This is a genomic window from Pseudomonas sp. SG20056, assembly GCF_031764535.1.
In the GTDB taxonomy this organism is placed as follows: domain Bacteria; phylum Pseudomonadota; class Gammaproteobacteria; order Pseudomonadales; family Pseudomonadaceae; genus Aquipseudomonas.
In genome coordinates this window covers 1,925,707-1,950,500 of record NZ_CP134499.1, presented here as the reverse complement: position 1 = coordinate 1,950,500, position 24,794 = coordinate 1,925,707, and the positions used below count along the sequence as shown (strand labels likewise).

24 protein-coding genes and 1 pseudogene are annotated in these 24,794 nt (G+C 61.0%); 12 read left to right on the top strand and 13 right to left on the bottom strand.

The features are described from left to right. The first annotated feature begins 58 nt into the window (after window positions 1–58). From RHP75_RS09465 to RHP75_RS09455, 4 genes and pseudogenes are all read left to right on the top strand, one after another. Window positions 59–2,089, top strand: a complete 2,031-nt coding sequence (locus RHP75_RS09465) for a S9 family peptidase (RefSeq protein WP_311091589.1) — start codon at window positions 59–61, stop codon at window positions 2,087–2,089. A gap of 219 nt (window positions 2,090–2,308) precedes the next feature. Further along, window positions 2,309–2,788, top strand: a pseudogene (locus RHP75_RS21215) (Tar ligand binding domain-containing protein); the annotation flags it as partial. Window positions 2,789–2,938: 150 nt separating this feature from the next. Next, window positions 2,939–3,934 (top strand): methyl-accepting chemotaxis protein, encoded by a 996-nt coding sequence (locus tag RHP75_RS21210; protein WP_409079729.1) that lies wholly within the window; start codon window positions 2,939–2,941, stop codon window positions 3,932–3,934. A gap of 117 nt (window positions 3,935–4,051) precedes the next feature. Then, entirely contained in the window at window positions 4,052–4,525 is a 474-nt protein-coding gene (locus RHP75_RS09455; RefSeq protein ID WP_311091585.1) for a cyclic nucleotide-binding domain-containing protein, read from the top strand. An 11-nt stretch (window positions 4,526–4,536) separates the two neighbouring features. On the opposite strand, the gene RHP75_RS09450 is transcribed toward RHP75_RS09455, so the two are convergent. Beyond that, the gene (locus RHP75_RS09450; RefSeq protein ID WP_311091584.1) at window positions 4,537–4,836 is read right to left on the bottom strand and encodes a hypothetical protein; all 300 of its coding nucleotides are present in this window, start codon (window positions 4,834–4,836) and stop codon (window positions 4,537–4,539) included. Window positions 4,837–4,959: 123 nt separating this feature from the next. Here RHP75_RS09450 and RHP75_RS09445 point away from each other — a divergent pair, with 123 nt between their 5' ends. Then, window positions 4,960–5,331: a YajD family HNH nuclease gene (locus RHP75_RS09445; protein WP_311091583.1), complete on the top strand. Its 372-nt coding sequence runs from the start codon at window positions 4,960–4,962 to the stop codon at window positions 5,329–5,331. 243 nt (window positions 5,332–5,574) lie between these two features. Further along, on the top strand, window positions 5,575–6,045 hold the full coding sequence (locus RHP75_RS09440) for an RNA methyltransferase (RefSeq protein WP_167144790.1): 471 nt from the start codon (window positions 5,575–5,577) through the stop codon (window positions 6,043–6,045). A gap of 67 nt (window positions 6,046–6,112) precedes the next feature. Here RHP75_RS09440 and RHP75_RS09435 read toward each other — a convergent pair whose 3' ends face one another. The 11 genes from RHP75_RS09435 to rnd form a co-directional block, all read right to left on the bottom strand. After that, entirely contained in the window at window positions 6,113–8,614 is a 2,502-nt protein-coding gene (locus RHP75_RS09435) for a TonB-dependent hemoglobin/transferrin/lactoferrin family receptor (protein ID WP_311091900.1), read from the bottom strand. A 195-nt stretch (window positions 8,615–8,809) separates the two neighbouring features. After that, window positions 8,810–9,775 (bottom strand): FecR family protein, encoded by a 966-nt coding sequence (locus tag RHP75_RS09430; RefSeq protein WP_311091582.1) that lies wholly within the window; start codon window positions 9,773–9,775, stop codon window positions 8,810–8,812. Between the two features lie 8 nt (window positions 9,776–9,783). Next, window positions 9,784–10,323: a sigma-70 family RNA polymerase sigma factor gene (locus RHP75_RS09425; RefSeq protein WP_311091581.1), complete on the bottom strand. Its 540-nt coding sequence runs from the start codon at window positions 10,321–10,323 to the stop codon at window positions 9,784–9,786. Window positions 10,324–10,569: 246 nt separating this feature from the next. Continuing rightward, window positions 10,570–11,667, bottom strand: coding sequence for an extracellular solute-binding protein (locus RHP75_RS09420; protein WP_311091580.1), 1,098 nt, complete (start codon window positions 11,665–11,667; stop codon window positions 10,570–10,572). A gap of 9 nt (window positions 11,668–11,676) precedes the next feature. Further along, window positions 11,677–12,789 (bottom strand): agmatine deiminase, encoded by a 1,113-nt coding sequence (aguA, locus tag RHP75_RS09415; RefSeq protein WP_311091579.1) that lies wholly within the window; start codon window positions 12,787–12,789, stop codon window positions 11,677–11,679. Window positions 12,790–12,890: 101 nt separating this feature from the next. Next, complete coding sequence (locus RHP75_RS09410; protein ID WP_311091578.1) at window positions 12,891–13,775, bottom strand: LysR substrate-binding domain-containing protein; 885 nt, start codon at window positions 13,773–13,775, stop codon at window positions 12,891–12,893. A 50-nt stretch (window positions 13,776–13,825) separates the two neighbouring features. Then, window positions 13,826–15,052, bottom strand: coding sequence for a hypothetical protein (locus RHP75_RS09405; RefSeq protein ID WP_311091577.1), 1,227 nt, complete (start codon window positions 15,050–15,052; stop codon window positions 13,826–13,828). A gap of 64 nt (window positions 15,053–15,116) precedes the next feature. Further along, window positions 15,117–15,566 carry a YcgN family cysteine cluster protein gene (locus tag RHP75_RS09400; RefSeq protein WP_160087331.1) on the bottom strand — a complete coding sequence of 150 codons (450 nt, stop codon included), beginning with the start codon at window positions 15,564–15,566 and terminating at the stop codon, window positions 15,117–15,119. Between the two features lie 92 nt (window positions 15,567–15,658). Further along, the gene (locus RHP75_RS09395) at window positions 15,659–16,591 is read right to left on the bottom strand and encodes a D-2-hydroxyacid dehydrogenase (protein ID WP_311091898.1); all 933 of its coding nucleotides are present in this window, start codon (window positions 16,589–16,591) and stop codon (window positions 15,659–15,661) included. 29 nt (window positions 16,592–16,620) lie between these two features. Further along, window positions 16,621–16,914 carry a YcgL domain-containing protein gene (locus RHP75_RS09390; RefSeq protein WP_090253148.1) on the bottom strand — a complete coding sequence of 98 codons (294 nt, stop codon included), beginning with the start codon at window positions 16,912–16,914 and terminating at the stop codon, window positions 16,621–16,623. Continuing rightward, a complete protein-coding gene (gene rnd, locus RHP75_RS09385; protein ID WP_311091574.1) occupies window positions 16,911–18,044 on the bottom strand; it encodes a ribonuclease D in 1,134 nt (377 codons plus the stop codon). The genes RHP75_RS09390 and rnd overlap by 4 nt, the downstream gene beginning before the upstream one ends. Window positions 18,045–18,185: 141 nt before the next feature. On the opposite strand from rnd, the gene RHP75_RS09380 reads away from it, so the two are divergent. Next, window positions 18,186–19,247, top strand: coding sequence for an SMP-30/gluconolactonase/LRE family protein (locus RHP75_RS09380; protein ID WP_311091573.1), 1,062 nt, complete (start codon window positions 18,186–18,188; stop codon window positions 19,245–19,247). A 165-nt stretch (window positions 19,248–19,412) separates the two neighbouring features. Then, entirely contained in the window at window positions 19,413–20,240 is an 828-nt protein-coding gene (locus tag RHP75_RS09375) for an HDOD domain-containing protein (RefSeq protein ID WP_257778548.1), read from the top strand. Between the two features lie 45 nt (window positions 20,241–20,285). Here the strand turns inward: RHP75_RS09375 and RHP75_RS09370 are convergent, their stop codons facing one another. Further along, a complete protein-coding gene (locus tag RHP75_RS09370) occupies window positions 20,286–20,963 on the bottom strand; it encodes an MnmC family methyltransferase (protein WP_311091571.1) in 678 nt (225 codons plus the stop codon). 163 nt (window positions 20,964–21,126) lie between these two features. Between RHP75_RS09370 and RHP75_RS09365 the strand changes: the two genes are divergently transcribed. The 4 genes from RHP75_RS09365 to RHP75_RS09350 all read left to right on the top strand — a co-directional run bounded on the left by RHP75_RS09365 (window position 21,127) and on the right by RHP75_RS09350 (window position 24,791). Continuing rightward, the gene (locus RHP75_RS09365) at window positions 21,127–21,981 is read left to right on the top strand and encodes a sulfurtransferase (protein WP_311091569.1); all 855 of its coding nucleotides are present in this window, start codon (window positions 21,127–21,129) and stop codon (window positions 21,979–21,981) included. Window positions 21,982–22,212: 231 nt separating this feature from the next. Next, window positions 22,213–22,692 (top strand): hypothetical protein, encoded by a 480-nt coding sequence (locus RHP75_RS09360; RefSeq protein WP_311091568.1) that lies wholly within the window; start codon window positions 22,213–22,215, stop codon window positions 22,690–22,692. A 163-nt stretch (window positions 22,693–22,855) separates the two neighbouring features. Continuing rightward, window positions 22,856–24,103, top strand: a complete 1,248-nt coding sequence (locus RHP75_RS09355) for an outer membrane protein transport protein (RefSeq protein WP_311091567.1) — start codon at window positions 22,856–22,858, stop codon at window positions 24,101–24,103. A gap of 70 nt (window positions 24,104–24,173) precedes the next feature. Further along, entirely contained in the window at window positions 24,174–24,791 is a 618-nt protein-coding gene (locus RHP75_RS09350) for a response regulator transcription factor (protein WP_311091566.1), read from the top strand. The last annotated feature ends 3 nt before the right edge of the window (window positions 24,792–24,794 follow it).

The following is a 24,794-nucleotide window of genomic DNA, read 5'->3' as shown; positions in this document are numbered from 1 at the left end:
ACGGCTTTTGCCTGCTTCGGCGTCCCCGCTGTCGGCCGTCATCTACAGGAGTTGCTACATGTCCCACGCCCCCATCGCCCGCGTCGACAACGCTGCCGACCCGTACCGCTGGCTGGAAAACCGCGACAACGCTGAGGTACTTGATTACCTCAAGGCGGAAAATGCCTACCTGGAACAGCAGCTCAGTGAGCAACTGCAACTGCGCGAAACACTGTTTCAGGAGATCAAGGGGCGCATCCGCGAAACCGACCTCAGCCTGCCGTCGCCTTGGGGCCCTTATCTGTATTACCAGCGCACCACCGCTGGCGATGAGTACCCACGGCATTACCGCTGCCGCAAACCCGCTGATTGCTCACTGACGGTCGATGAGGTCAGCGAACAGCTGCTGCTCGACCCCAATGCCCTGGCCGATGGCGGTTTTATCTCACTGGGCGCCTTCAGCATCAGCCCCGACCACCACCGTCTGGCCTATAGCCTGGACACCAGCGGCGAGGAAACCTACCAGCTGTTCGTCAAGGAACTGGCCGACGGCAGCCTGATTGAGCTGCCGTTCGAGAACTGCGACGGCAGCATGACCTGGGCCAACGACAGCCAGACCCTGTTCTTCGGCGAGCTGGACGACACTCACCGGCCACACAAACTCTACCGCCACCGCCTCGGCACCAACGCAGCCGATTTGGTGTTCCACGAGCCGGATGGACGCTTCTTTCTCAGTTGCTACCGCAGCAGCTCCGAGCGCCAGTTGATTCTGCAACTGGGCAGCAAAACCACCAGCGAAGCCTGGGTTCTGGACGCTTCCACACCACACGTCGCTTTCAGCTGCGTGGCCCCGCGCGAAGAAGGCCACGAATACGACGTGGACCACGGCATCCTGAACGGCCAGTGGTACTGGTTTATTCGCAGCAACCAGCACGGCATCAACTTCGCCCTGTTCGCTACCGGCGAAGCCGCGCCGAGCCGCAGCGCCTGGCAGTTGCTGCGCGAGCATGACCCGCAAGTGATGCTGGAAGGCTTCACGCTTAATCAAAAAGCGCTGGTGCTCAGCCTGCGCGAGAACGGCCTGCCGATTATCGAAGTGCAACCGCAGGGGCAAGCGACCTACCGCGTGCAGCTACCTGACGCTGCCTACAGCCTGTATGTACAGGACAGCCTGGAATTCGACAGCCCGGCGATTCGCCTGCGCTATGAAGCGCTCAATCGCCCGGCGCAGGTGCGTCAGCTGGAACTGGCTACAGGCGCGCAAGTGGTACTCAAGCAAACCCCGGTGCTTGGGCCGTTCGATGCCGACGACTATGTCAGCCAGCGCCTGTGGGCTACTGCCGCCGATGGCAGCCAGGTGCCGATCAGCTTGGTGGCCAAACGCGAAGTGCTCGGCACGTCCGCCCCACTCTACCTGTACGGTTATGGCGCTTATGGCGAAAGCCTCGACCCCTGGTTCTCCCATGCGCGCCTGTCATTGCTTGAGCGCGGTTTTATCTTTGCCATCGCCCATGTGCGCGGCGGCGGTGAGCTAGGCGAAGCCTGGTATCGCGCCGGCAAGCTGGAGCACAAGCAGAATTCCTTTAGCGACTTTATCGCCTGCGCCGAACACCTGATCACCACTGGCTACACCAGCGCCCAGCAACTGGTGATCAGCGGTGGCAGCGCCGGCGGCTTGCTGATGGGCGCGGTGCTCAATCAACGCCCTGAGCTGTTCGCCGCCGCCATCGCCGAGGTGCCGTTTGTCGATGTACTCAACACCATGCAGAACCCCGACCTGCCGCTCACCGTCACCGAGTACGACGAATGGGGCGATCCTAACCAGCCCGAAGTCTTCGAGCGGATCAAAGCCTATGCGCCCTACGAAAACATCCAGGCTCAGGCCTACCCGGCGATTCTCGCGGTGGCCGGTTACAACGACAGCCGCGTGCAGTACTGGGAGGCCGCCAAATGGGTGGCCAAGCTGCGTGCACAGAAAACCGACAACAACCTGTTAATGCTGAAAACCGAACTGGACGCTGGCCATGGCGGCATGAGCGGTCGCTACCAGGCGCTCAAAGATGTTGCCCTGGAATACGCCTTTATTCTCAAGGTACTCGGCCTGGTTTGACTCGCCACCACCGCGCTGCCGCCTGCTGTCAGGCGGTTAAGCCGCGCGACACACGCTCAGAGCCATTCGCACTAAACAGCGGACGTTTAGCGCGAAAAAATACTTGACCGTTCATACAGATTTAACCGGCCTGACGTACAAGTTCAACTACGCTGAATTGCACGCTGGCTTACTGCCATCTCCCCCATTTCGCTGCCTGCTCACCATGGACGGTCTGTGATGAAAAACTGGAAGATCAGAACCCACCTATTCCTGCTTGCCGGCTGCCTACTGCTTGGCCTGTTGTGTGTCGGCGGCCTTGGCCTGTATGGCTTGCAGGCCACCGTCAAAGGACTGCAAACGGTGTACCTGGACCGCGTGGTGCCGCTGCGCGACCTCAAACTGATTGCCGACCTGTACGCCGTTAATATCGTCGACGCCACGCACAAGGCGCGCAGCGGCGAGCTGGATGACAAGGCGGCGCAACAGCTGATCGAGCAGGCTCAGGTGCGTATCGAGGAAACCTGGAACGCCTACCTGAACACCAGCCTGATTGTCGAAGAAACCCAGCTGATCGAGCAGATCAAGCCGCTGATGCAACAGGCGCAGCAACCACTGAATGAGCTGCAAAGCCTGCTCAACCGTGGCGATAAAGCGGGCATCGACGGCTTCGCCAGTCAGCGCCTCTATCCACTAATCGATCCGCTGTCGGAGAAATTTGCCGAACTGATCGATGTGCAACTGCTTGAAGCCAAGCGCCAATACCAGCTGGGCGAAGCCGCCTATGCCAGCAACCTCAATCTGAGCATCAGTGTGCTGTTGATTGCCCTGTTGGTTGGCCTGGCGCAGGTGTTCTATTTTATTCGCCTGATGAGCCGGCAACTGGGCGCCGAGCCCGGTGAACTGGAAGAAATCAGTGCACGGATTGCTGAAGGCCGTCTGGGCGGCGGCAAGAGCTTGGGCAACCAGGTAATGACCGGCGTGATGAAATCCGTGCAAAGCATGCGCCGTGGCCTGCAGGACATGATCGGCAATATCGGCGAAGCCTCCGAACAGATCGAATGCGCCACCCTGCAACTGGCCGCCTCCTCCGAACAGGTACTGACCAGCGCCAACGTGCAGAGCGATACTGCCTCGGCCATGGCCGCGACCGTCGAACAGCTGGCGGTGAGCATCAACCACATCGCCGAAAATGCCCAGCAAACCTACGACATGGCCAAGAAAGCCGGCGATATGACCGACGCAGGCATTCAGGTGATGGCCCGCGCCACCACAGAAATGCACAAGATCGCCGAACTGGTGGCCGAGAGCTCGCAGGATGTCGAAACCCTGGCCGCGCAATCACGCAATATCAGCGCAATTGTCGACGTGATTCGCGGCATTGCCGAACAAACCAACCTGCTCGCTCTGAATGCCGCCATTGAAGCGGCGCGCGCCGGCGAGCAAGGTCGCGGCTTTGCCGTGGTCGCCGATGAAGTCCGCAGCCTGGCCGGGCGCACCGCCCACTCCACCACGGAAATCATCGCCCTGGTCGATGCCATTCATAGCGGCATGCACAAAGCCAAGAACAGCATGGCCGCTGGCTGTGAGCGGGTCAGCATCGGTACTCAGTTGGTGGATCAAGCGGGCAGTTCGATGACCGGGATTCGCCAGGCCCTGAATGAATCACTGCAAGCGGTTAGCGTGATATCGCTGTCGCTGCAGGAGCAACGCGCCGCCAGCGAGCAGGTGGCCATGAGCGTGGAGCGGGTGGCGCAAATCGTCGAAGAAAACTCGGCGGCTCAGGGCGGCATTGTTCAAGCTATTCAGGCCCTGCAAGCCATGTCCGGGCGCTTGCAGGGCGTCATGCAGCGTTTCAGTTTCTAGACTTATGCCGCACCAGCGCCACTCGGCGGCAGGCACCGAGCAGCGCTGGCAAGCGTGATGGGCGACAGCTAAGGTCAAAGCATGCGACTGATGTCGCGCTATCCCAGGCTGCCGTCCATGCCCGCCCACTCCCAGTTGATTGATGAAATACGCGACATGCTGCTCGATTGTGGCCTGTTCGACAGCCTCACTCCGAACGAACTGCTCAGCGCCGCCGGCTACTTCAACATCAGCAAATGCGCCCCGGACGCAAGCATCTGCCGCGAAGGCGACCCCGGCACCTTTATGTGCATCATCCATGCTGGGGCCATCTCGGTACGCAAGATCAACTCCAGCGGTGAAACCATCGAGCTGGCCAAACTGCGCAAGGGGCGCGCCTTTGGCGAGATGGCGGTGCTCGACGGCGAACGCCGCTCGGCCACTTGCATCGCCGTAAGTGACTGCAGCCTGCTGATGCTGGCCAGGGACTCCCTGGACAAGATGCTCGGCGAAGCGCCAAAGACCGCCGCCAAGGTGATTCGCGCCATCGCTATCGCCATGTCACGACGCTTGCGTATGGCCGATGGGCAGTTGGTCGAGCAGCAGCTATAGCGACTAGCCACTCACTCGTCGGCTTTTGGCAGCGGCTGGGTATTGCGTTCGCGCTGTTCTTTCAGCAACGGCAGCTCCTGATCGCGACGCGGCTTGCTGGATTCCGGCAGCGGTGCCTGCTTGAGCAACGGTGGATTATTGTGGGTTGGCGCCGGCAGATGCTGCGGCGCAGCCGGTGCGTAGGGTTGCGGCGTTGCAGTACCCGGGGCACCTGCCGCTGGTGCTGTGCTCGGCATTTTCGGCGGTTGTTGAGCCAGCAGCGAAGTGCTGACAAGCGCGCTTAGAACAAACAACAGAGTAGTCAGACGCATGTGGGTATCTCCCATACAGTTACTCAGTTGGGCCGCAACCACGGCGTTAAGTGCCGCACGGGCGGTTCTCACTGACCACCGGCAAGGCTAGACTGGCGACATGACCACCGTGCGAGATTCCAGATGAGCAGCGACAAATCCCCCTCCGCCACCGGCAAGCTTGACCGCATTCTCGCCGAGGCCCAGCGCTCACGCGAAGAAGGCTATCGCGACAAGGCGCTGAAGATGTACCCGCACGTCTGCGGCCGCTGTGCCCGCGAGTTTTCCGGCAAGCGCCTGAGCGAACTGACCGTGCACCATCGCGACCACAATCACGACAACAACCCGCAGGACGGCTCCAACTGGGAGCTGCTGTGCCTGTACTGTCATGACAACGAACACGCGCGCTACACCGACCAGCAGTACTTCAGCGAAGGTTCGCTCAGCACACCGAAGACCGCCCAGGCGACCCACAACCCCTTCGCCGATCTGGCGGCCAGGATGAAAAAGAGCTGATGCTTTAGCCTGGGTGAAATCCGGGCTACGGCATTGTCCAACGGCAGTATCCGACTTGGTTTCGCTGGCGCCGTCCCTAGCCAACCTGTTCATTGGCGATGCTGTGGGGCCTCTTATCGCCAGCGAGCTGGCTCCTACAAAAAATCAGCTCGCTGCCATACAGGTATACTTGCGTCTTTTTTGTTGCCCGCCCCCTTGGCGCGGCCTCAATAATCCCTTCGAAAATTCTGTGCGAGTGCCACCGTGGCCAACAAGAGATACGCCTGCATCGGCCTGTTCAACCCCAAATCCCCAGAAAATGTCGGCTCAGTGATGCGCGCAGCCGGCTGCTATGGCGCCGCCTCGGTGTTCTACAGCGGTAAGCGCTATGCCCGCGCCCGCGACTTTATTACCGACACCCAGCGTATCTATATGGATATTCCGCTGATCGGTGTGGAAGACCTGCAGCAGATCATCCCCATCGGCTGCACGCCGGTGGCCGTGGAGCTGGTCGAAGGCGCACGGCCGCTGCCGCAATACACCCACCCCGACCGCGCCATCTATATCTTCGGCCCCGAAGACGGCTCGCTGAGCAAGGAAGTCCTCGACTGGTGCGAGGACGTGATCTACATCCCCACCCAGGGCTGCATGAACCTCGCCGCCACCGTCAATGTGGTGCTCTACGACCGCATGGCCAAAGGCATCAACACCAAGTCCGGACCTGGGCTCAAGTAACCTACCCGTCTCGACTCAACACGTCCGCACAGGCTGAACAACAAATGGCCAGCCTGGCGGCGATTATTCAAAAGAACTGGGTAATGCTCAGCTTGGCATTGCGCCCCTGGCTGTAAACCCGATCACCACTGAATGCCGGTTGGTAGAAGCGGTTGAACAGGTTGTCCACGACGAAATTCACCTCGGTATCTTTCAGCCCGGCGAGCTGCGGCTTCCAGTTGGCGAAGATGCGCTGAGTGTCGTAGCTGGCATTGTCGAAGTGATCGTAATAGGTGTCTCCCACCGAACTGCCCATGCCTCCTGAATAGCGGTCGCTGGGCAGGCGGTCGCTCTTGCGTACAAACTCACCCTGCCAGCCAATTCGCGTGTCGATTTCCGGGATTTTCACCCCCAGCGTCGCGACCCACTTGACCGGCTGAATGCCCCTCGCCCAGACATTCGGTCCCCAGGGGTTGGTATAGGCGCCCTCGTGCTCGCCGCTCATCCAGGAATACGACAGCGCTGCAAACACCCGTGCACTGTCGTAGAAGCTCTCGACTTCAACACCTTTGATCGTCAGATCACCGATATTGCGGTAGTTGCCCTGCGGCAGATAAGCCGCGCAGCTGCCAGACAAGGAACCGTTGCTGATGGACTGCTCCTCACAGCCCACCCCGACGTTCTTGAAAATTTCATCCTTGATGCGGTTGCGAAACAAGGTGGTGCGAATCTGCAGGCTATCGCTTTCGACCAAGAGGCTGGACAGGTTCAACACGCTGCCGGCGCGCAGGGCGTGCATACGTTCCGGGTCTAGATCACGGCTGGTGGCCGGACGACTGCTGCTGTTTTGTACTTCGTACTGTTCATCGATCAGCGGGGCACGCCAGGTTTGCGTGTAGTCGGCAAAGAAGCCAAGTTGCTCGGTCGCGGTCCAGAACAGCGACAAGCGTGGCGACCAGCCCGAATAGCTCTGGCTGCTGTAGTCGTGACCGAGGGCCGCATTGTTGTAGATCGGCGCCAGGTTCGCCTCAGCTTCGTTACGCACACTGTCGAAACGCATGGACGGCGTAACGGTCAGGCGGCCGTAGCTGATGGCGTCCTGCACATAGAAACTGTGGGTCAGCTGCTCGCCGCTGGGCATAAAGGTTGGCTGAAACAGGCCATGGTTGTAGCTCGGCTTGTTGTAGGTGGCGGTATCGATATACATCAGCGTGTCACGATTGTGCTGGCGCCATGCGCCGCCCAGAGTCAGCGCATGGGACAGGCTACCGGTGTCGAAGCGGCTGGTATTGCGCAGCTCAATGACTTTGTCGCGGTAACCGGTGTCCATCTTGCGCCCACCGGTTGAGGGCTGCACGAAAGCTCCAGGCTCGCGCTCATCCACCTGTTCCACATCGGACTGCGAGTAGCTGAGGCTCATATCCAGCAGCGGATTATCCAGCGGCTGGTAGTGATACTTACCAGACCAGGTGGTGTCGATGGTTTCCCGATGGGCCAGAAAACGCCGCAAAGCCGCTTCATAACCGTATTGGTTGATATTGCTCTGGGTGGGCGGCGTCGGAAAGCTGGCCGAGGAAAACGGCGTCCAGCGAGCACTTTTCGAACGCGCCCAGGACAGCCCGAACGAATGCTCATCGCTGGCATACAGATTGAGCTTGAACAAACCGGCATCCAGATCCTGCGCCGAGTTCGGCAAACGCTGCGGATTAACCGGATAGCGGTTTTCCGGATCAGGAATAGTCCCGGCCAGCTTCATGTCGCGTCCATCTCGGCTGGTCAGGTACAGCAAACCATCGGCTCGACCATCCGGCGTCTGCCCATACACCGCACCACTGTAGATTTTCTGCTGATCGTTGCTGTGGTAGCCGTACTTGAGCATGGCCCCCAGGTTGCGCCCTTCCTTCAACAGGTCCGGCGCATCCTTGGTTTCCATATGCACGGTGCCGCCAAAGCCGCCATTGCCGGTAAACACCGAATGTGGGCCCTTCTCCACCTCGATGCGCTTGATCAGCTCCGGTTCGATAAATACCGTGCCCTGCTGATAACGCTCGAAACCGCTCTTGGTGGCGCCGTCGAGGGTAAAGGGCACATCTTCAGCATCGCCGAGGCCCCAGATATTCATCGTCTGCCCGCCAGGCTTGGCCGAGCCGCCCATGCTCACGCCAGGCAGGGTCTGCAGCAAACTGGGAATGTTATCGGCCTGTTGGCGCTCGATCTCGTTGCTGGTCAAGGTCGAACGGCCCACGCTGCTGGCGTCGACACTGGTTCCACTGCCGACAATAGTCTGGGCGTCCAACTGAATCGTGTTTTGCTGGCTACTGTGCTGAACGCGTTTGCGCACCACATAGCCCTCACCTGCGGGCAGCAGCTCCAAGCCCGAATTACCCAGCAGCTTCTCCAGCGCATCGCGCGCGCTGAAGCTTCCCAGCAGCGCCGGAGCCTGCAGGTCACGCAGTTGCGATTCATCGAAAAGGATCTGCAACTGGCTCTGCTGAGCCAGTGCGGTGATGGCGCTGGCCATCGGTTGTGCCGGCAGATTGAAGCTGAACTCCTGAGCCAGAACACTGCCACTCAGCAGACAGGTAACCATGGCGGTGCCGGCACAGAGCTGGCGCAGGGCTAAACGGGTGGTGCGGGTTTTCATGCAAGTCTCCCAGATACTGCAAAACCGCCCTCGCATAAGGCGGACAACAGGAAGACGCAGCAGGCCGAGAAACCCACATATGCAAATGCAAAATATTTTCATTTAGAAAAATGCAAAGTAGCCTGCCAGGCAGGCTCGCTTTTAGAGGGGATGAATCAGCACAACACCATCGCCGCGATGCTCAACCCGAACCGGCAAGAGTTGCGGCAACGCAGCGAGAAAGTCATCCGGCTTGGCGATATTCAGGCTGCCGGACAGGCGTCGCTCGCCCAGGCTGGCCTGGGCCAGACGCACCGGAGCTGCGCGGTAATGCGACAGCTCATCCAGCAGCTGCGCCAAAGGCCGATCACGAAACACCAGTTGGCCACGTCGCCAGCTGGCAATCTCTTCGCTACCCAGACGCAGTTGCTGCAAGGTCTTGCTGCGGTAATCGAAGTCGACGCCCTCACCCGCGCCCAGCAGCGCTTGCTGCGCCTTGCCGGCCTGTGGCTGCACCGCCACCTTGCCGCTTTCCACTGCCACCGCCAGGCGCTCGTCACTGCGGCGCACGCTGAAACGTGTACCGATCACCCGCACACTGCTCTCGCCAGCCATCACCTCAAAAGGCCGAGAAGCATCAGCCGCCACGGCGAAAAAGGCTTCACCAGCCAGCAGTTCAACTTCGCGGTGATCCTCAAAGAGGCGCACACGCAGTTGGCTATCCACATTCAGATCGATACGTGTGCCATCCGCCAACTCGACCTGGCGTTGCTCGCCCGGCGCGCTGGACAGGCTCAATTCCTGGGTTGGCGGCGCGCTAAACCAGTTCTGCGGCGCTACCAACACCGCACATGCCAGCACCACCGCAGCCGCCAAGGCGCGCCCCGGTCGCCAACGGCGCTTCGGCCGTGAGGTCAGCACAGCTGCCGCCGGCAAAGCGGGTCGCGGCAGCAGATCAAGATCGGTCCAGATCAGTTGCATATCCGCCAGTGCCCGCCCATGGGCCGGGTCAGCCGCCAACCAGGCATCCAGCTGCGTCTGCTCAACACTCGATAGCGGGCCACGGCAACGCCGGCTAAACCAGATGGCCGCCTGTTCATCGATGGAAAGCGAATGTTCCCTGTGCATGCCTGGGCTCATAGCTGCTCCAACACGGGTTGGCCTAGCACACGTCGCTTGCAGTGCAGCAAGGCACTGGCAATGTGCTTTTCCACCATGCTCAGAGAAATCCCCATGCGCTCGGCCACCTCAACCTGGGACAGACCATCGAATTTATGCAGCACGAAGGCCTCGCGCCGGCGCGGCGGCAGATCATCCAGGGCACTGGCCAGCAGATGCAAACGCTGCTGCTGTTCGACTTTTTCCAAGGGGCCGGCGCCCTGCTCATCAACCATGGCGTCTAACCCATGCTGTGCATCGTCATCCGCGCAGAGCTGAGGGCGTGACTGTTGGCGGCGCCAGTGATCACGCAGCAGGTTGCGTGCAATCTGAAAGAGAAACGCGCGGGGCTGTTGCACATCACCCCGACCATCCCGGCCAAGCCACTGGGTGAAGGCATCCTGAGCCAGATCGGCCGCATCGGCGGAGCTGTCCAGGCGCTTGCCGAGAAACTTCAGCAGCTCGCCATGCAGGGTGCGATAGACCAGGGAAATCGGGCCATGGAGTTGTTTATCCATGGCCGTGGCGCCCGTACGCCGTATTGTTCGCTAACACCGCCACACCCCTGCACCGCATCAATCTGACCACGCAACAAGGAGCGTGGATCGACAAGCACCAAATGATAATGCTTATCATTAGATATTGATCGACACATCAGGGTCAAGCTGGCAGTGCCAAGACTGAGCAAACTTCGGCACTGAAACAGCAACGCCACCCAGTGGCATAGCACTGGATGGCGTTGGCGCGGCGCACAATACGAGCCTTCAGAGACCGGATTTAAGCCGGCTAAAGGCGCGGGTCAAGGCGCGGTTGAAGGCCTTGGCGTTGTCGTTCTTGGTGTACAGCTGCGCACGTACGTCTGCGGCTGGGTAGGTGCCAGAGTCAGCGAGGATGGCTGGATCGACCGCGGCATTAGCCGCTGGCACGGCGTTGGCGTAATAGATGGTGTTGGTGATGGCAGCGATCACTTCGGGTGTCATCAGATGATCCATCAACGCCAGGCCGGCCTCAGGATGCGGAGCATCCTTGGGGATTACCATCGCATCAAACCAGATCAGCGTGCCTTCACGCGGGATGCTGTAGTGCAGGCTGTAGGGCTTGCCCGCCTGCTCAGCCTGGCCGGCAGCAATCGACACGTTGCCGTTCCATGACATCGCCAGGCAGGTATCGCCGTTGGCCAGGTCGGTGATATTGCGGTCGTTGTCGAAATAGCGAATCGACGGCCGCACCTTGGCCAGATGCGCTTCGGCCAGTTTCAGATCATCCAGGCTCTGTTGGTTGATATCCAGGCCCAGGTAACGGAACGCCGCTGCGAACACCTCATTGGGGTCATTGAGAAAGCTCACCCCGCAGTCGGCAAACTTCGCCACGACGGCTGGGTCCATCAGCATGGCCCAGCTGTCGGTTGGCGCATTGGCCATGCGCTTATGAATAGCCTGCTGCTGATAACCAAAACCCGTAGTTCCCCAAACATAGAGGCCGGCATAACGATTGCCTGGGTCAAACGCGGCCATATGCCCGGTGAATTCCGAATCAAGCCCGTTGAAATGCGGTAGCGCGGCCTTGTCTAGCGGTTGCAGCGCGCCACTCTGGATCGCCCGCTGCAGATGCTGACCAGCGGTGAGCACCAGGTCGTAACCGCTGCGTCCGGTAAGCAGCTTGGTTTCCACGGTTTCAAGCGAGTCGAAGTGGTCGACCACCACCTTGATCCCGGTCCTCTGCTCGAAGCTGCTGAGGGTATCCGGTGCCAGGTACTCGCCCCAGATAAACAGATTGACCTGCTTCGGCACTTCGGCCGCCAGCGCCTGAACGCTGGCCGCCAGACCGATCGCGATGCTCAACATGCTGGTATGCAGTTTCATCGAGGCCTCCTAGGCGCGCTTGGGCGCGGCGTATTGCGGCATGGTGATACAGGCGACGTTGCCGCCACCGAGGAGGATTTCCCGGGAGTTTTCGATACCGATAATCCGGTGCTGGGGGAACAGCTCGGCCAGGGTCGCCTGGGCCACGCGGTCGCAGGGATCGTTGAACAGCGGCACGACGATGGCCGAGTTACCGGCGTAGTAGTTGATGTAGGAGGCGCAGATCTGCGTGCCGGCCTGACGGGTGTGGGTCGAATCATCCTGATCCAGGCCTTCGGCCTCTTCAGCCGTCCATTCCAGTACACGCGGTTGCGGCAGCTTGTGGATCTGCAGCTCGCGCCCCTGGGCATCGCGGGTACTGCGCAGGATGTCGTAGGCCTCCTGGTAGATTTCCCACTGCGGGTCGTTGCGGTCGTCGGTCCACTGCATCACCACCACACCGGGGCGGACAAAGCAGGCCAGGTCATCGATATGGCCGTCGGTTTCATCGAACTTGCAGCCGCGTGGCAACCAGATCACCTGCTCGGCGCCGAGATAGTCCTGTAGGCGGCGAGTCATCTCCTCCTTGCCCAGATGTGCATTACGGTTGCGGTTGAGCAGGCACTGCTCGGTGGTCAGCAGGGTGCGCTGGCCATCGGTCTGAATACCGCCCATTTCGGCGATAAAGGGCGCGCGGTAGCGGTCGTAACCTTCGATTTCTAGGATTTTCTGCGCAATCTGATCATCCTTGTCCCACGGATAGTACAAGCCGCCATCAAGGCCGCCGTAGGCGTTGAACTCGAAGTCCACACCGCGCACTTCACCGGACTCATCATTGACCAGGAAGGCCGGGCCGCTGTCGCGGAACCAGGTGTCGTTGCAGGTCATTTCCACCACCCGCACATGCGCCGGCAGTTGGCGCCGAGCATTGGCGTACTGGCTAGCCGAGGCGCATACGGTGACCGGCTCGCTGCTGGCAATCGCTGTAACAATATCCACCCAGACCTTCTGCGCCGGTTTGGCACCGTTGCGCCACACGTCGGTGCGCTCCGGCCAGCCGAGCCAGCAACCGGCCTTGGGTTCGAATTCGCCGGGCAGACGGAAGCCATCGGCTTTGGGGAGGGAAGTCAGGGAACGCGCCATCGAATGCACCTTTATGCCTGTGGGGAAGATGGCCACACAGTACGCGGCGCTCTGGCCGAGGTTCCAACGACGATAATTACGGAATAGCTGAATTCAATTCATCATTCAGCCAGGTGATCACTCAGCCAATCTAAGAAGTCCGCCACTGCCGGCTTCTCCAGACGAATGCGTTCACAGACCAGCGCATACTGCCCAAGCGCAGCCACACTGGCATTGAACGGGCGCACCAGCCGACCACAGGCCAGGTCTTCGGCAGCTGTGAGATTGTCGCCCATAGCCACGCCCTGTCCTTGTGCCGCCGCTTCCAACGCAAGGCCGGCATGCCCCAGGTAAAGATGACGCGACGGTTGGATGTCGCCGGCATGGGTGGTCAGCCAGGCGGTCCAGGTTTTACCGTCCTGATCATCGTGCAGCAGGCTGTGGCGAGCCAGGTCACGCGGGTGCTTGAGCCCACCCTGGTTGAACAGGCTGGGGCTGCACACGGGAAAGAACTGCAGAGTCGGCAGCGGCCGCACAAAATAGGCACTGGCATCCTCGGGCCCGGTACCGTAGGTGATCGCCAGGTCGATATCCGGGCTCGGTAGGCAGGCTTCCAGCGGCTGCTCGTGTAGATGCAGGGTGATCTGCGGGTAACGGTCGCTGAAGTCGGCCAGCCGACTGACCAGCCACTTCTGCGCCAGCTCAGGGGTTACCGCGATACGCAACACCACCTGCGAGCCGGGATCGCGCAACTCGTCGCAGGCCTCGCCAATAAGCTCGAAAGCCTGCTGCAAACGCTGCAGCAAACGCCGCGCGGCAGGCGTCGGCACGACCTGACGACCTTCACGGGCAAACAGCACTGTACCGAGTTGCTCTTCTAGCTGGCGGATCTGGTGGCTGACTGCACTGTCGGTGACGCACAACTCGGCCGCCGCGCGGCCAAAGTGGGCATGCCGGGCGGCGCACTCGAAGGTGCGCAAAGCAGTGAGAGACGGTAGACGGCGCATGCGAGGCTCCAGATCGGCAACTGCGCCGCATGCTTACTCAGGGCGTGGGGCTAGCGCAACAGCTTGTTGTCCAGCACCTCGGAGGCAGCGCCCATAACGTTTTCGCTGATCTCGATAAAGTCTTTGGTGCTGACTTTGTCGAGGCGCATCAGGCCGCGGGTTACGTCATCCAGCGAACGTGGCTGAGTGGTGCCTTTGGTGGTCTGGCGGATTTCCCGATCCAGCTCCTGCAGCAGCAAGACTGCACGGGCGGTGACCGGGCCGCTGGAGTTATTGGTACGCAGGCTGTCCACCGGTTTGCTCCAGCGAATCAGCTGCTCGCGAATTTTCTGATAACGCTCCTCGCTGAGGCCACCGGCACGGCGCATCAGTTCGATGGCGTAGTACTCGGCCAGCCCTTCGGTGATCCAGTCGCTGCGATCACGTGCCTTGATTCGGCTGAACACATGCACCAACTCGTGCACCAGCGAACTGGTGCCGTTCTCGCTGACCAGCGGACGGTCCGTGTGCATGTAGTAGGAATTGGCTGCCGACAGGCCACCGCGCCACATCGGGTCACCGGCGCCGACAATCAGCAGTTTGGCCGGGTCGCGCGGGAACACGTCCTGAGCATGCGGCCAGATAAAAGTCAGCAGGGTCATCACATCCATGCGACGCATGCCCTCGCCCACTGGTGCGGCAATCGCCACATCGGTCTCACCCAATTTGGCGCGGCGCGTGCCAACCTTACCGGCCACCATCCAGCCAGTCGGGCGATCAAACTTGCGCTGTGGGTTGTCGATGCGGAATTTGTTCTTGCCGATACGCGGCCAACCGGTTTCGACGCTCTTCCAGCCCTTGGGCAGGTCGAATTGCAGGCGCGAAACCAGCTCGGTTTTATCTTCCTGGCGCAGCTTGACTGCCGGCACCAGATCATCCCCGCGCAGCAGCGCCCAGTCTTTGGTGATCAACGCATCAAAGCGCCCCGCGCTGCGCTCATTATTGATACGCACGCGGTAAGTCAGGGTCGATTTGCCTTTGCTTGGCTGCCAGGTGCCCAGCTCAGAGCTGTTCTGCGTCCACTGGCCGTCGGCCTTGAAATCGCTGTAGGCGCCCTGCTCGCCCAGGTTGAAGGCCAGACTGATCACCTGCGCGCCGTCTTCCAGGGTCAGGCTGACCTCGGCCTGTTCGGTGTCGGGCAAAAACCGCACGCGATAATCCAGGTCGACCTTCTTTGCCCACAGTGGCGTGCTCAGGCTCAGCAGAACAACGGACAGCAGCAAACGGCGCATCAACATGGCAAAGCTCCACAGTGCAAATCATTTATTCAGGCGAGTTTAGGCTGGCATTTACCGGCGAGGTTCAGCCAGCGCGGAAAATCATGTGGTCTTCCCACTCATCCTCGGCCACGCTGTTTTCGCTGAGCATGCGCCCAGCCTGGGAAATCCGCTGTTTGTGCACCTGCTCAGGGTCGCCGCAGACCAGGTGATGCCAGAGCAACAGATCCTTACCTTCGCTGACTAGGCGGTAGGCGCAGGTCGGCGGCAGCCACTGAAACTGGTCGGCCTGGGCCGGGGTAAGCTGGATGCAGTCGGCGACGAATTTGCGTCGGTTGCTGTAGTCAGTGCAGCGGCAGGTTTGCAGGTCCAGCAGTTTGCAGGCGATGCGCGTGTAATAGACGCTGCCATCATCCTCATCCTCGAGCTTTTGCAGACAGCACAGGCCGCAGCCATCGCACAGCGACTCCCACTCGTCCTGATCCAGCTGTTCGAGGGTTTTGCGTTTCCAGAAGGGTTCGACTTTGGCGGCCATGGCGAGGGTACGGTGAGGGGCGAAAAGGCCGGCAGTCTAGCCGCTCGGCCTGGCGCGGCCAAGGGCGGCGAGCCGAACGGCTGCCGCCTGACTCAATAACCCCGAGTGAAATCCACCTGTCCCACCAAGGCCTTATCAGCACGCCAGCGTTGCAGGTTATCGACAAACAGCTGCACCAGCAGGCGCGGATCAGTCGGCGCAGCACTGTGCCCGGTCAGCAGCAAACGCGGTGCATCCCAGAATGGGTGGCCAGCAGGCAGCGGCTCTTGACGGCAAACATCAATCACCGCGCCGGCCAATTGCCCCCGCTGCAAGGCACTGACCAGTGCCTGATCGACCACTGCCACACCGCGTCCGGCATTGATAAACAGCGCGCTGGTCTTGCAGGCAGCAAACAGCTCGGCATCGTAAATATCACGGGTGGCAGGCGTATCGGGCAGCAAGTTGATCAGGTAATCGGCCTCAGCCGCCAGGCTTGGCAGTTCATCAAGCCCAGCCACCTGACGAAACGGCGGCAGATTGCGCGGACGGCTGGCGATGCCCAATAGCTCGATGCCGAACGGCGCCAGAAACTGCGCCACGCTCAGGCCGATATCACCGGTGCCAACGATCAGCACCTTGCGCCCGGCCAGGCTGCGCGGCAGACGATTGTCCCAGCGCTGCTCAACCTGAGAGGCCAGTGCAGCAAACAGTTGGCGCTCATGGGCCAGCAGATGGCACAGCACATACTCAGCCATCACCTGGCCGAAGATGCCCACGGCACGGGTTAACGCGTAATCCGTTGGCAAATCCTTGGCGAGCAGCGGCGTGATGCCCGCCCAGGTCGATTGCAGCCACTGTGGCCGGCTGCCCTGACGCAGCAAAGGCGCGAGCAGATCCGGCTGGCCCAGCCATAACGGACAGCTCACGGCGTATTCGGCTAACTCGGCAGGCCGATTGCTGCCGCACAGCTCAAACTCAGGTGCCTGCTGACGCAGCAACTCGGCATACAGCGCGTGTTCGGCTTCGGCAATCAACACGCGCATAGGGGCAATCACAGTGGTGGGCATGGCGGTTACATCGGGTCGTTACGGCGCAACAGCTCATCGGGCAGATGCTCGATGTATTCATCTTCCGGTGGCGGCATCTGCAGGTGGTAGCCCTGCTCGTCGAGGTTGGCCAGCACCTTGTGGATGTCTTCGCGGGCGAGAACGCGCTCGGGCGTCAGCACCATCTCAAAGGCCAGGGCCGGCGGGCCGAAGGCCAGCAGCAGGTTTTCCGGCACGCGCTTGAGACCGTCACTGCGCAGCACGTAGAGATACATCTCGTTCTTGCGCGGGCTTTTGTAGATTGAGCAGATACGTTTCACGCGGACTCTCCGGTTGCAGCCAGGCAATTCAGCAGCGCCTGGCCCATCAATTCACGCCGCCAGCCGCGCAGCGACTCCGGCAGCTGGTACGGCCCATTGGGGTAGCCGGTTTTCAGCAGAGCTTCGAGGGTTTTCTTGCGCAGCATCAGCTCCGGAGCAATGTTCAGGCGCTCAGCTTCGCGCTGGCCAATGGCACGCAGCTTTTTCAGCAGCGACGCGGCTTCCAGCGGCAACGGCTCTGGCAACGCCTCAGGCCAATCCTCAGGTGGGGTGGCTGCGGCCTGCTTGATCAATTGCAAAATAAACTCGCCGTCCTGGCGCACGGTTTTCGGGTGCATGTCCTCGATCCGCGCCAGGGCCACCAGGTTATCCGGCTGGCTGCGCGCCAGTGGCCACAACGAATGCTCACGGATAATCCGATTACGCGGCTGGTTACGTTTGCGCGCCTGCTCTTCACGCCAGGTACACAGCGCTTTCAACACCGCCAGCTGTTGCCGGGAGAGTTTCCAGGCCAGCTTGGCTTCGCGGTAGGCCAGTTCGGGATCGACTTCACGACCAAGGTTGCAGACCAGCTCGGCACCGTCTTCCAGCACCCAGGCGTATTTCTCGGCTGACAGCTGCGCCTTGAGCTGCGCATATACCTCAGCCAGGTGCAGCACATCTTCGGCGGCATAGCTGACTTGAGTGGCCGACAACGGCCGTTGCAGCCAGTCAGACCGGGTCTCGCCCTTGGGCAGTTCGATATTCAGCACCGCCTGCACCAGGCGCGAATAGCCCATGGAGAAACCCAGGTTGAGATAACCAGCGGCGAGCTGGGTGTCGAACAGCGGCGCTGGCAGGCTGCCAGTCAAACGCAGAAACACTTCCAGGTCCTCACTGCAGGCATGCAGCACCTTGACCACGGCGGGGTCCTGCAGCAGCTCGGCAAAGGGCGTCCAGTCGCTGATCAGCAGTGGATCAATCAGATACGCCCGATCTCCCTCGCTGACCTGCAGCAGGCCGGCAATCGGGTAAAAGGTGTCGACCCGCATAAACTCGGTGTCAACCGCGACAAACGCCAAGCTGCGCCAGGTTGCACAATGCTGCGCCAGGCTGGCGTTATCACCAATCCACTGAATATCAATCGCCACGCGGCTCTCCCATCAAGAATGCCGCGCAGTATATATCGCCACACCCAATAGCCGGGCATTGGCAATGCGCGACAACCGGTAGACGCGCTATTCTGCGCCCGCTTGCATCCAGAACCACCTTCAGCACAGGGAATAACAACAATGAAGAAACTGCTTGGCCTGCTTGTGGCCTTGATTGCGGCGGCGGCGATCTACCTCGCCGTCACGCCCAGCCCGATTGATCCGCTGGCCTGGGAAGCCCCGGCCATCCCACCGATGACCGGCGTACTGGAGCCCAACGACACGCTGATGAAGGCCGAACTGCTCGGTCGTGACCAGGTGCATGGCCCGGAAGACACGGCGGTGGATGCCCAGGGCCAGGTGTACGCCGGCCTGCATGATGGCCGCATCGTGCGCATCAAGACCGATGGCAGCGTGGAAACTTTTGTCGACACCAAAGGCCGCCCGCTGGGCATGGACTTTGACGCCGCCGGTAACCTGATCGTCGCCGACGCCTACAAGGGCTTGCTGAGTATCGACGCCCAGGGCCTGATCAAAGTACTGACCACTGAATCCGAGGGCGTGCCGTTCAAGTTCACCGACGATCTGGATATCGCCCGCGACGGCACCATCTACTTCAGCGATGCCAGCCAGCGTTTCGAGCAACCGGATTACCTGCTCGACCTGCTCGAAGCCCGCCCCCATGGTCGCCTGCTCAGCTACAACCCGGCCAACGGCGAAACCAAGGTACTGCTCAAGGACCTGTACTTCGCCAACGGCGTGGCGCTGTCAGCCAATGAGGACTTCGTGCTGGTCAACGAAACCTACCGCTACCGCATCACCCGTTACTGGCTGAGCGGTGACAAGGCCGGCACCCACGATATCTTTATCGACAACCTGCCGGGCCTGCCGGACAACCTGCAAGGCGACCGTAAAGGCACCTTCTGGGTGGCCCTGCCAACCCCACGCAAAGCCGACGCCGACATGCTGCACCGCTCACCCTGGGCAAAATCGCAGCTGGCCAAACTGCCGCGTGCCTTCTGGCCCAAGGCCGTGCCTTACGGCTTTGCCATCGCCCTCAATGAACAAGGCGAAATCACCCAGAGCCTGCACGACACCAGCGGCACCCACCTGCGCATGATCACCTCGGTCAAACCGGTGGGCGATTATCTGTACTTCGGCAGCCTGGACAACGACCGCATCGGCAAACTGAAAATCCGTTGATACACCTCAGGCCCGCCCATCAACTGTGGCGGGCCTTTCTGCGCCCTTCCCAGCGCCTCCTGCAGCTGTTTTCCTGATCCAGATCAGGAGAAGCGCGCACGGCACATTTGTCCCTGCAAATCGCTGCTATCGTGATTACTCCCACCCCTCAAGCAGGCTCCTGTCATGGATATAAGCGCCCTGTTTTCCCAAGTTCACAGCTTGCCCTGTATACCCCGCGTCGCCCAGGATCTGATTCAACAGTTCGATAACCCCCACACCAGCCTGGACAGCGTCGCACGCAATATCGCCCTGGACCCGGTGATTGCCGCCAAAGTGCTACGCCTGGCCAACTCGGCACGTTTTCGCGGCGCACGCGAGTCCACCAGCGTTGAAGATGCCGCGATGCGTTTGGGCTTCAACACCCTGCGCACGCTGGTACTGGCCTCGGCCGTGACCGGCGCGTTTCAGGCGCCGCCAGGTTTTGATCTCAAGGGCTTCTGGACGCACAGTTTCCAGGTGGCCAGTATCAGTCGACTGCTGGCAAAAAACCGCGGAGTTGCCGTGGAAACTGCATTTACCTGCGGGATGATGCACAACATCGGCGAACTGCTGATCCAGACCGGCGTGCCTGAACTGGCCGAACGCCTCAACCAGAACGGCAAGGATGTCGGGGCCGCACAGCGTGTGGCACTGGAAACCTTGCAACTGGGCTTTGGCTTCCCTGAAGTGGGTGCGGAACTGGCACGGCGCTGGCAACTGCCGGAGCTGATCCAGCATGCCATCGCCTACCAGAGCCGGCCGTTCCAGGCACCGGTGGACATGCCCTTGCCACGCGTACTGGCGCAAGCGGTATCGATTGCCGAGGCGCTGCGCGAACACCCGGGCGCCATGTCCAAAGCGGTGGACACGCTACAGGGGCCACTGTTCGAAGGGCTGGATGTGGCCAGCCTGCTGGATGAACTGCCGGCAATTCTGGATGCCGACAAAGGCTTTGCCGAGTTGCTTGGCTGAGCCGAACACCACTGAGCGCCTGGCGGCGTTCAGTGGTGGCTAGCGCTACTTGCTGGCAATCCAGATGGTGTGTCGGGTGCCCTTGTTGCCATGGGCATAGACCTGCACTTCTTCGACCTTGAAACCGGCCTTGCGCACCTTGTCGCTGAATACTCGGTCGGCACTCGCTGACCACACTGCCAACACGCCTTTGGGGCGCAATGCCTGGTAACAGCGTTGCAGGCCCTGGGCCGAATACAGCCAGCTATTGCGTTTCTGGGTCAGCCCTTCCGGGCCGTTGTCGACATCCAGCATGATTGCGTCATAACGCTGCTCGGCGTTCTTCAGGCAATTGGCGACATCGTCCTGAATCACCCGGGTACGCGGATCGAGGATCGGGTAACCGGCCTTGGCGCCCAGCGGGCCGCGGTTCCACTCCACCACCCCAGGCACCAGTTCGGCCACTTCCACTTCGGCGCTCTTGCCCAGGTTCTGCAAGGCTGCGGCCAGGGTAAAACCCATACCCAGACCACCGATCAGCACCCGTGAGTCGGGGCGACCCGCAACCTTCTTGCAGGGAATCGCCGCCAGGGCGTCTTCGGAGCCATGCATACGCGTATTCATCAGCTGGCCGCCATCACCGCCGGCGATCTTGATGACAAAATCCTCGCCGTACTCGAACAGGCACAGGGCGCCCGAGCCATCGGGAATCGGGGCGGTATCGAGCAGTACAAAACGCTTCATGGCGTGCGGCAACCTGGGTCAGAGAAAACGGGCAGGCAGCATGCACACAATCAGTCCAAGATGCAGCGTCCAATCGGCAGAATTTCTTCTGCATACGGCGTCTCGACAGCTCAACACCAGGGTTTATGATGCAGACCGACCTTTTGCCCACAGGATGACTGGCATGCCCCTCGCCCAATTGATCACTGCTGCTCAACTGCAACAGCGCCTTGCCGACCCGAGTCTGCTGATTCTTGATTGCCGCTTTGCCCTGGAGGATCTGACTTACGGCCAACGCAGCTATGCCGAAGGCCACATCCCTGGCGCGCAGTTTGCCGATCTGGAGCGCGACCTGTCCGGGCCAATCCACAAAGGCATCACCGGCCGTCACCCTTTGCCAGAGCCTGCGCAACTGCTAAGTCGTCTGCGTGAGTGGGGACTGAATAATAACAGTGAGGTGGTGCTGTACGACGACTGCCCCGGCGCCTTTGCAGCACGCGCCTGGTGGCTGCTGGCCTGGCTGGGCAAACGTGAAGGCGTGTACCTGCTCGACGGCGGCCTAAAAGCCTGGCGCGAAGCCGGCGGCACTTTGACCCATGACCTGCCCACGCCTATTCCCGGCACGTTCACTGGCAAAGCCGACGCCAGCCTGCTGGTCAATGCCGCGCAGCTGCAGCAGCGTCTGGGCGATCAACAGATGACCCTGCTCGATGCCCGCGGCCTGCCGCGCTTCAGGGGCGAGGTAGAGCCAATCGATCCGGTTGCCGGGCATATCCCCGGCGCGCAGTGCGCGGCGTTTACCGACAACCTAGACAGCGACGGTCACTTCCTCAGCCCGGAGCAACTGCGCCAGCGCTTTGCCGCGCAACTCGGCGAGCGTCCGGCCAGTGAGCTGGTGGCCTACTGCGGCTCCGGTGTGACGGCCTGCCATAACCTGTTTGCCCTGTGCCTGGCTGGCTACCCACTGGCACCACTGTATGCCGGTTCCTGGAGCGAATGGATCACCGACCCGACTCGGCCAGTGGCCACCGGCGACTGACTGGCCGACGACGCGGCCGCTAGCCGCGTCAGCCGTAGGCTGGTTAAGCACCAACTGGAATATAGGCAATAACCGAAAGCCGAAAACAATTTAAAAACAGCCCTTTACAGTAGAAAGGTCGCACTACACTTCAACATGAGCGGCTAACCCCGCTCCCGGTGGGGCCTTTATCAGAATAAGTCGAAGCTGCCAGCGCCCCGGCCCCATCGGTCACCTTTCGCCGAGGGCTATATGGGAATTGCCGCCTGCGAGTTAAGCCAGTACGTCATCCGCCCTACCCTGCTCTATCTGGGCCGCCACTCCACCGCCGCCGAAGCCTTGTTGCTCGGAGCCGCCGCCAGCCAATCCGGGCTCGGCTCCGCCCTCGATGACAAACACGGCCACGGCCTCTACCGTATCGCCGCGCTGCGCCACCAGCAGCTCTGGGATCAGCACCTGGCGCTGGACCCGGACCTCGCCAGCCAAGTACGCGGCCTCGCCAGCCAGCATGCCTTCCTCGCCGCGCCGCACCTGGAACTGACCGTCAACCTGCGCTACGCCACGGCGATTGCCTGGATGCTGATCGAAGCCGAACACCGCGAATTACCGGCCGCCGATGATCTGCTCGGCATGGCGCAGGTCTGGCGCCGGGTATTCAGGCCCCACGGCCGCACCAAGGACTTTATCGCCGCCTGGCAACGCTGCATCGGCAGCCTCAGCCAAGTGGCCTGAAGCGCAAAATCCGACCTGAATTGTCCGACAACTTCAGCGCAGTTAGCAGAAATTAGTGCCACATTAAAAGCATAATCCGCTCTATCTCGGGAACTCCAAAGGCTTGGCAAGGGTCATGGAAAGTTGCTAGTTTCCGCCCCCCGCTAAAACCTAGGAGTCCTCCGTGACTAGAAGAGTCGTCAAGACCTGCCTGTCCCTTGCCCTTGCTTCTGCCGCCAGCCATGGCTTTGCCAGTGGTTTTGCCATCAACGAACAAAGCGTCAGCAGCATGGGCACCGCCTTCGCCGGCCGTTCCTCTTCGGCCGATGACGCCAGCACTGTATTCGGCAACCCGGCCGGTATGGCGCGCATCAAGCGTGAACAAGTCAGCGGCGGCATTGCCCTGATCCACGCAAAAACCGAGATCGACAACGCCAGCGGTTCTGCCAGCGGCAGCAATGACGGCGACATGGTGCCGTTTATCGGCGCGCCCATGGGCTATTACGTCAAACCGCTGGACGACAACTGGAGCTTCGGTCTGGGCCTGTACGTGCCGTTTGGCCTGGTGACCGATTACGAGCGCAACTTCCAGGGCCGCTATCACGGCGACCGCAGCGAAGTGCGGGTGATTACCCTGCAGCCGACCCTGAGCTATCGCTTCAACGAGCAACTGTCGATCGGTTTCGGCCCGACCATCAACCGTATCGACGGTGAGCTGACTTCGGCCATCAACAACCCGATTCCTGGCGCGGGTGACGGCAAGGTCGAAATCAAGGGCGATGACACCGCGCTGGGCTACAACGTCGGCGTGCTGTTTGAAATCACCCCGCAGACCCGTTTCGGCCTGACTTACCACTCCAAGGTGGATTATCGCCTGAAGGGTGACACCACGGTTTCCGGTCCAGGGGTCATTGCTACTTCCGCCGGCACCTACGATGCCTCGCTAGAGCTGACCACCCCGGAGTCGGTGGATTTCTCCGTCACCCACGAGCTGGATGCCGACTGGACCCTCTACGCCGGCAGCACCTGGACGCGCTGGAGCCGTCTGGAAGAAATCCGCGCCGATAACAAAGGCGTAGGTGGCCTCTTGGCTCCCGGCCTGACCAGCATCAGCGAGCCGCAGAACTGGCACGACACCTGGGCTCACGCTGTGGGCGCTGCCTACAAGCTGAACCCACAGTGGACCCTGCGCGCCGGCCTGGCCGTAGATCAGTCGCCAACCAATAACCTCGACCGTTCGCCACGCATCCCCACCGGCGACCGCACGATCTTCAGCCTGGGCACAGCCTGGAGCCCGAATGATGACGTGACCATCGATCTGGCCTACTCCTACCTGATGGAAGACGACGCTCACATCGAGAAAGACGACTACCGCGCAACCTACAAAAACACTGCCCACGGCCTGGGCGCACAAGTGACATACCGCTTCTAATTCAACCAGCGGTTTGGGTTAAACTCGCGCGGCGCCCACAAAAATAATAACGCCGCCTGAGACAGCCCTTATGACTGCACTCTGCACTGACTTGCCCGAACAGCTCAGCCTGTTACTGGTGGATGACCACCGGATCTTTCTCGACGGCCTCAGCCTGGCCCTCACCCCGCTCTGCGCCGACCTGCAGATTCGCACCGCCGAATCCGCTGCCGCCGCCGAAGCCTGCCTGCAACAAGCCACCTTCGACCTGATCCTGCTCGACCTGCGCCTACCCGATATGCCGGGTCTGGAGCTGCTGCAACGCTGGCAACAACAAGGCCGCATGACCCCAGTGGCGATCCTTAGCGCCAGCGACTCCAACCTGGACGCACAGGCCGCACTGGCAGCCGGCGCGCTGGGCTTTATCCCGAAAAGTGCCAATAGCGATGAATTGCGCCAGGCAGTAACCCGCGTACTGCTGGGAGAAACCCTGCCCGCACCGCAGTCTGGCGACAAACCGCAGCTCACACCCCGGCAGATGGAAATCCTCCAGCTACTCGCCGAAGGCTTGCCAAACAAGTCCATCAGCCGTCAGCTGGGCGTCTCCGAAGACACGGTGAAAACCCATCTGAAATCACTGTTTCAGGAGTTTTCCGTACATACCCGGACCGCCTGCGTTAGTGCGGCGCGGCAACGGGGCTGGCTGTAGGAG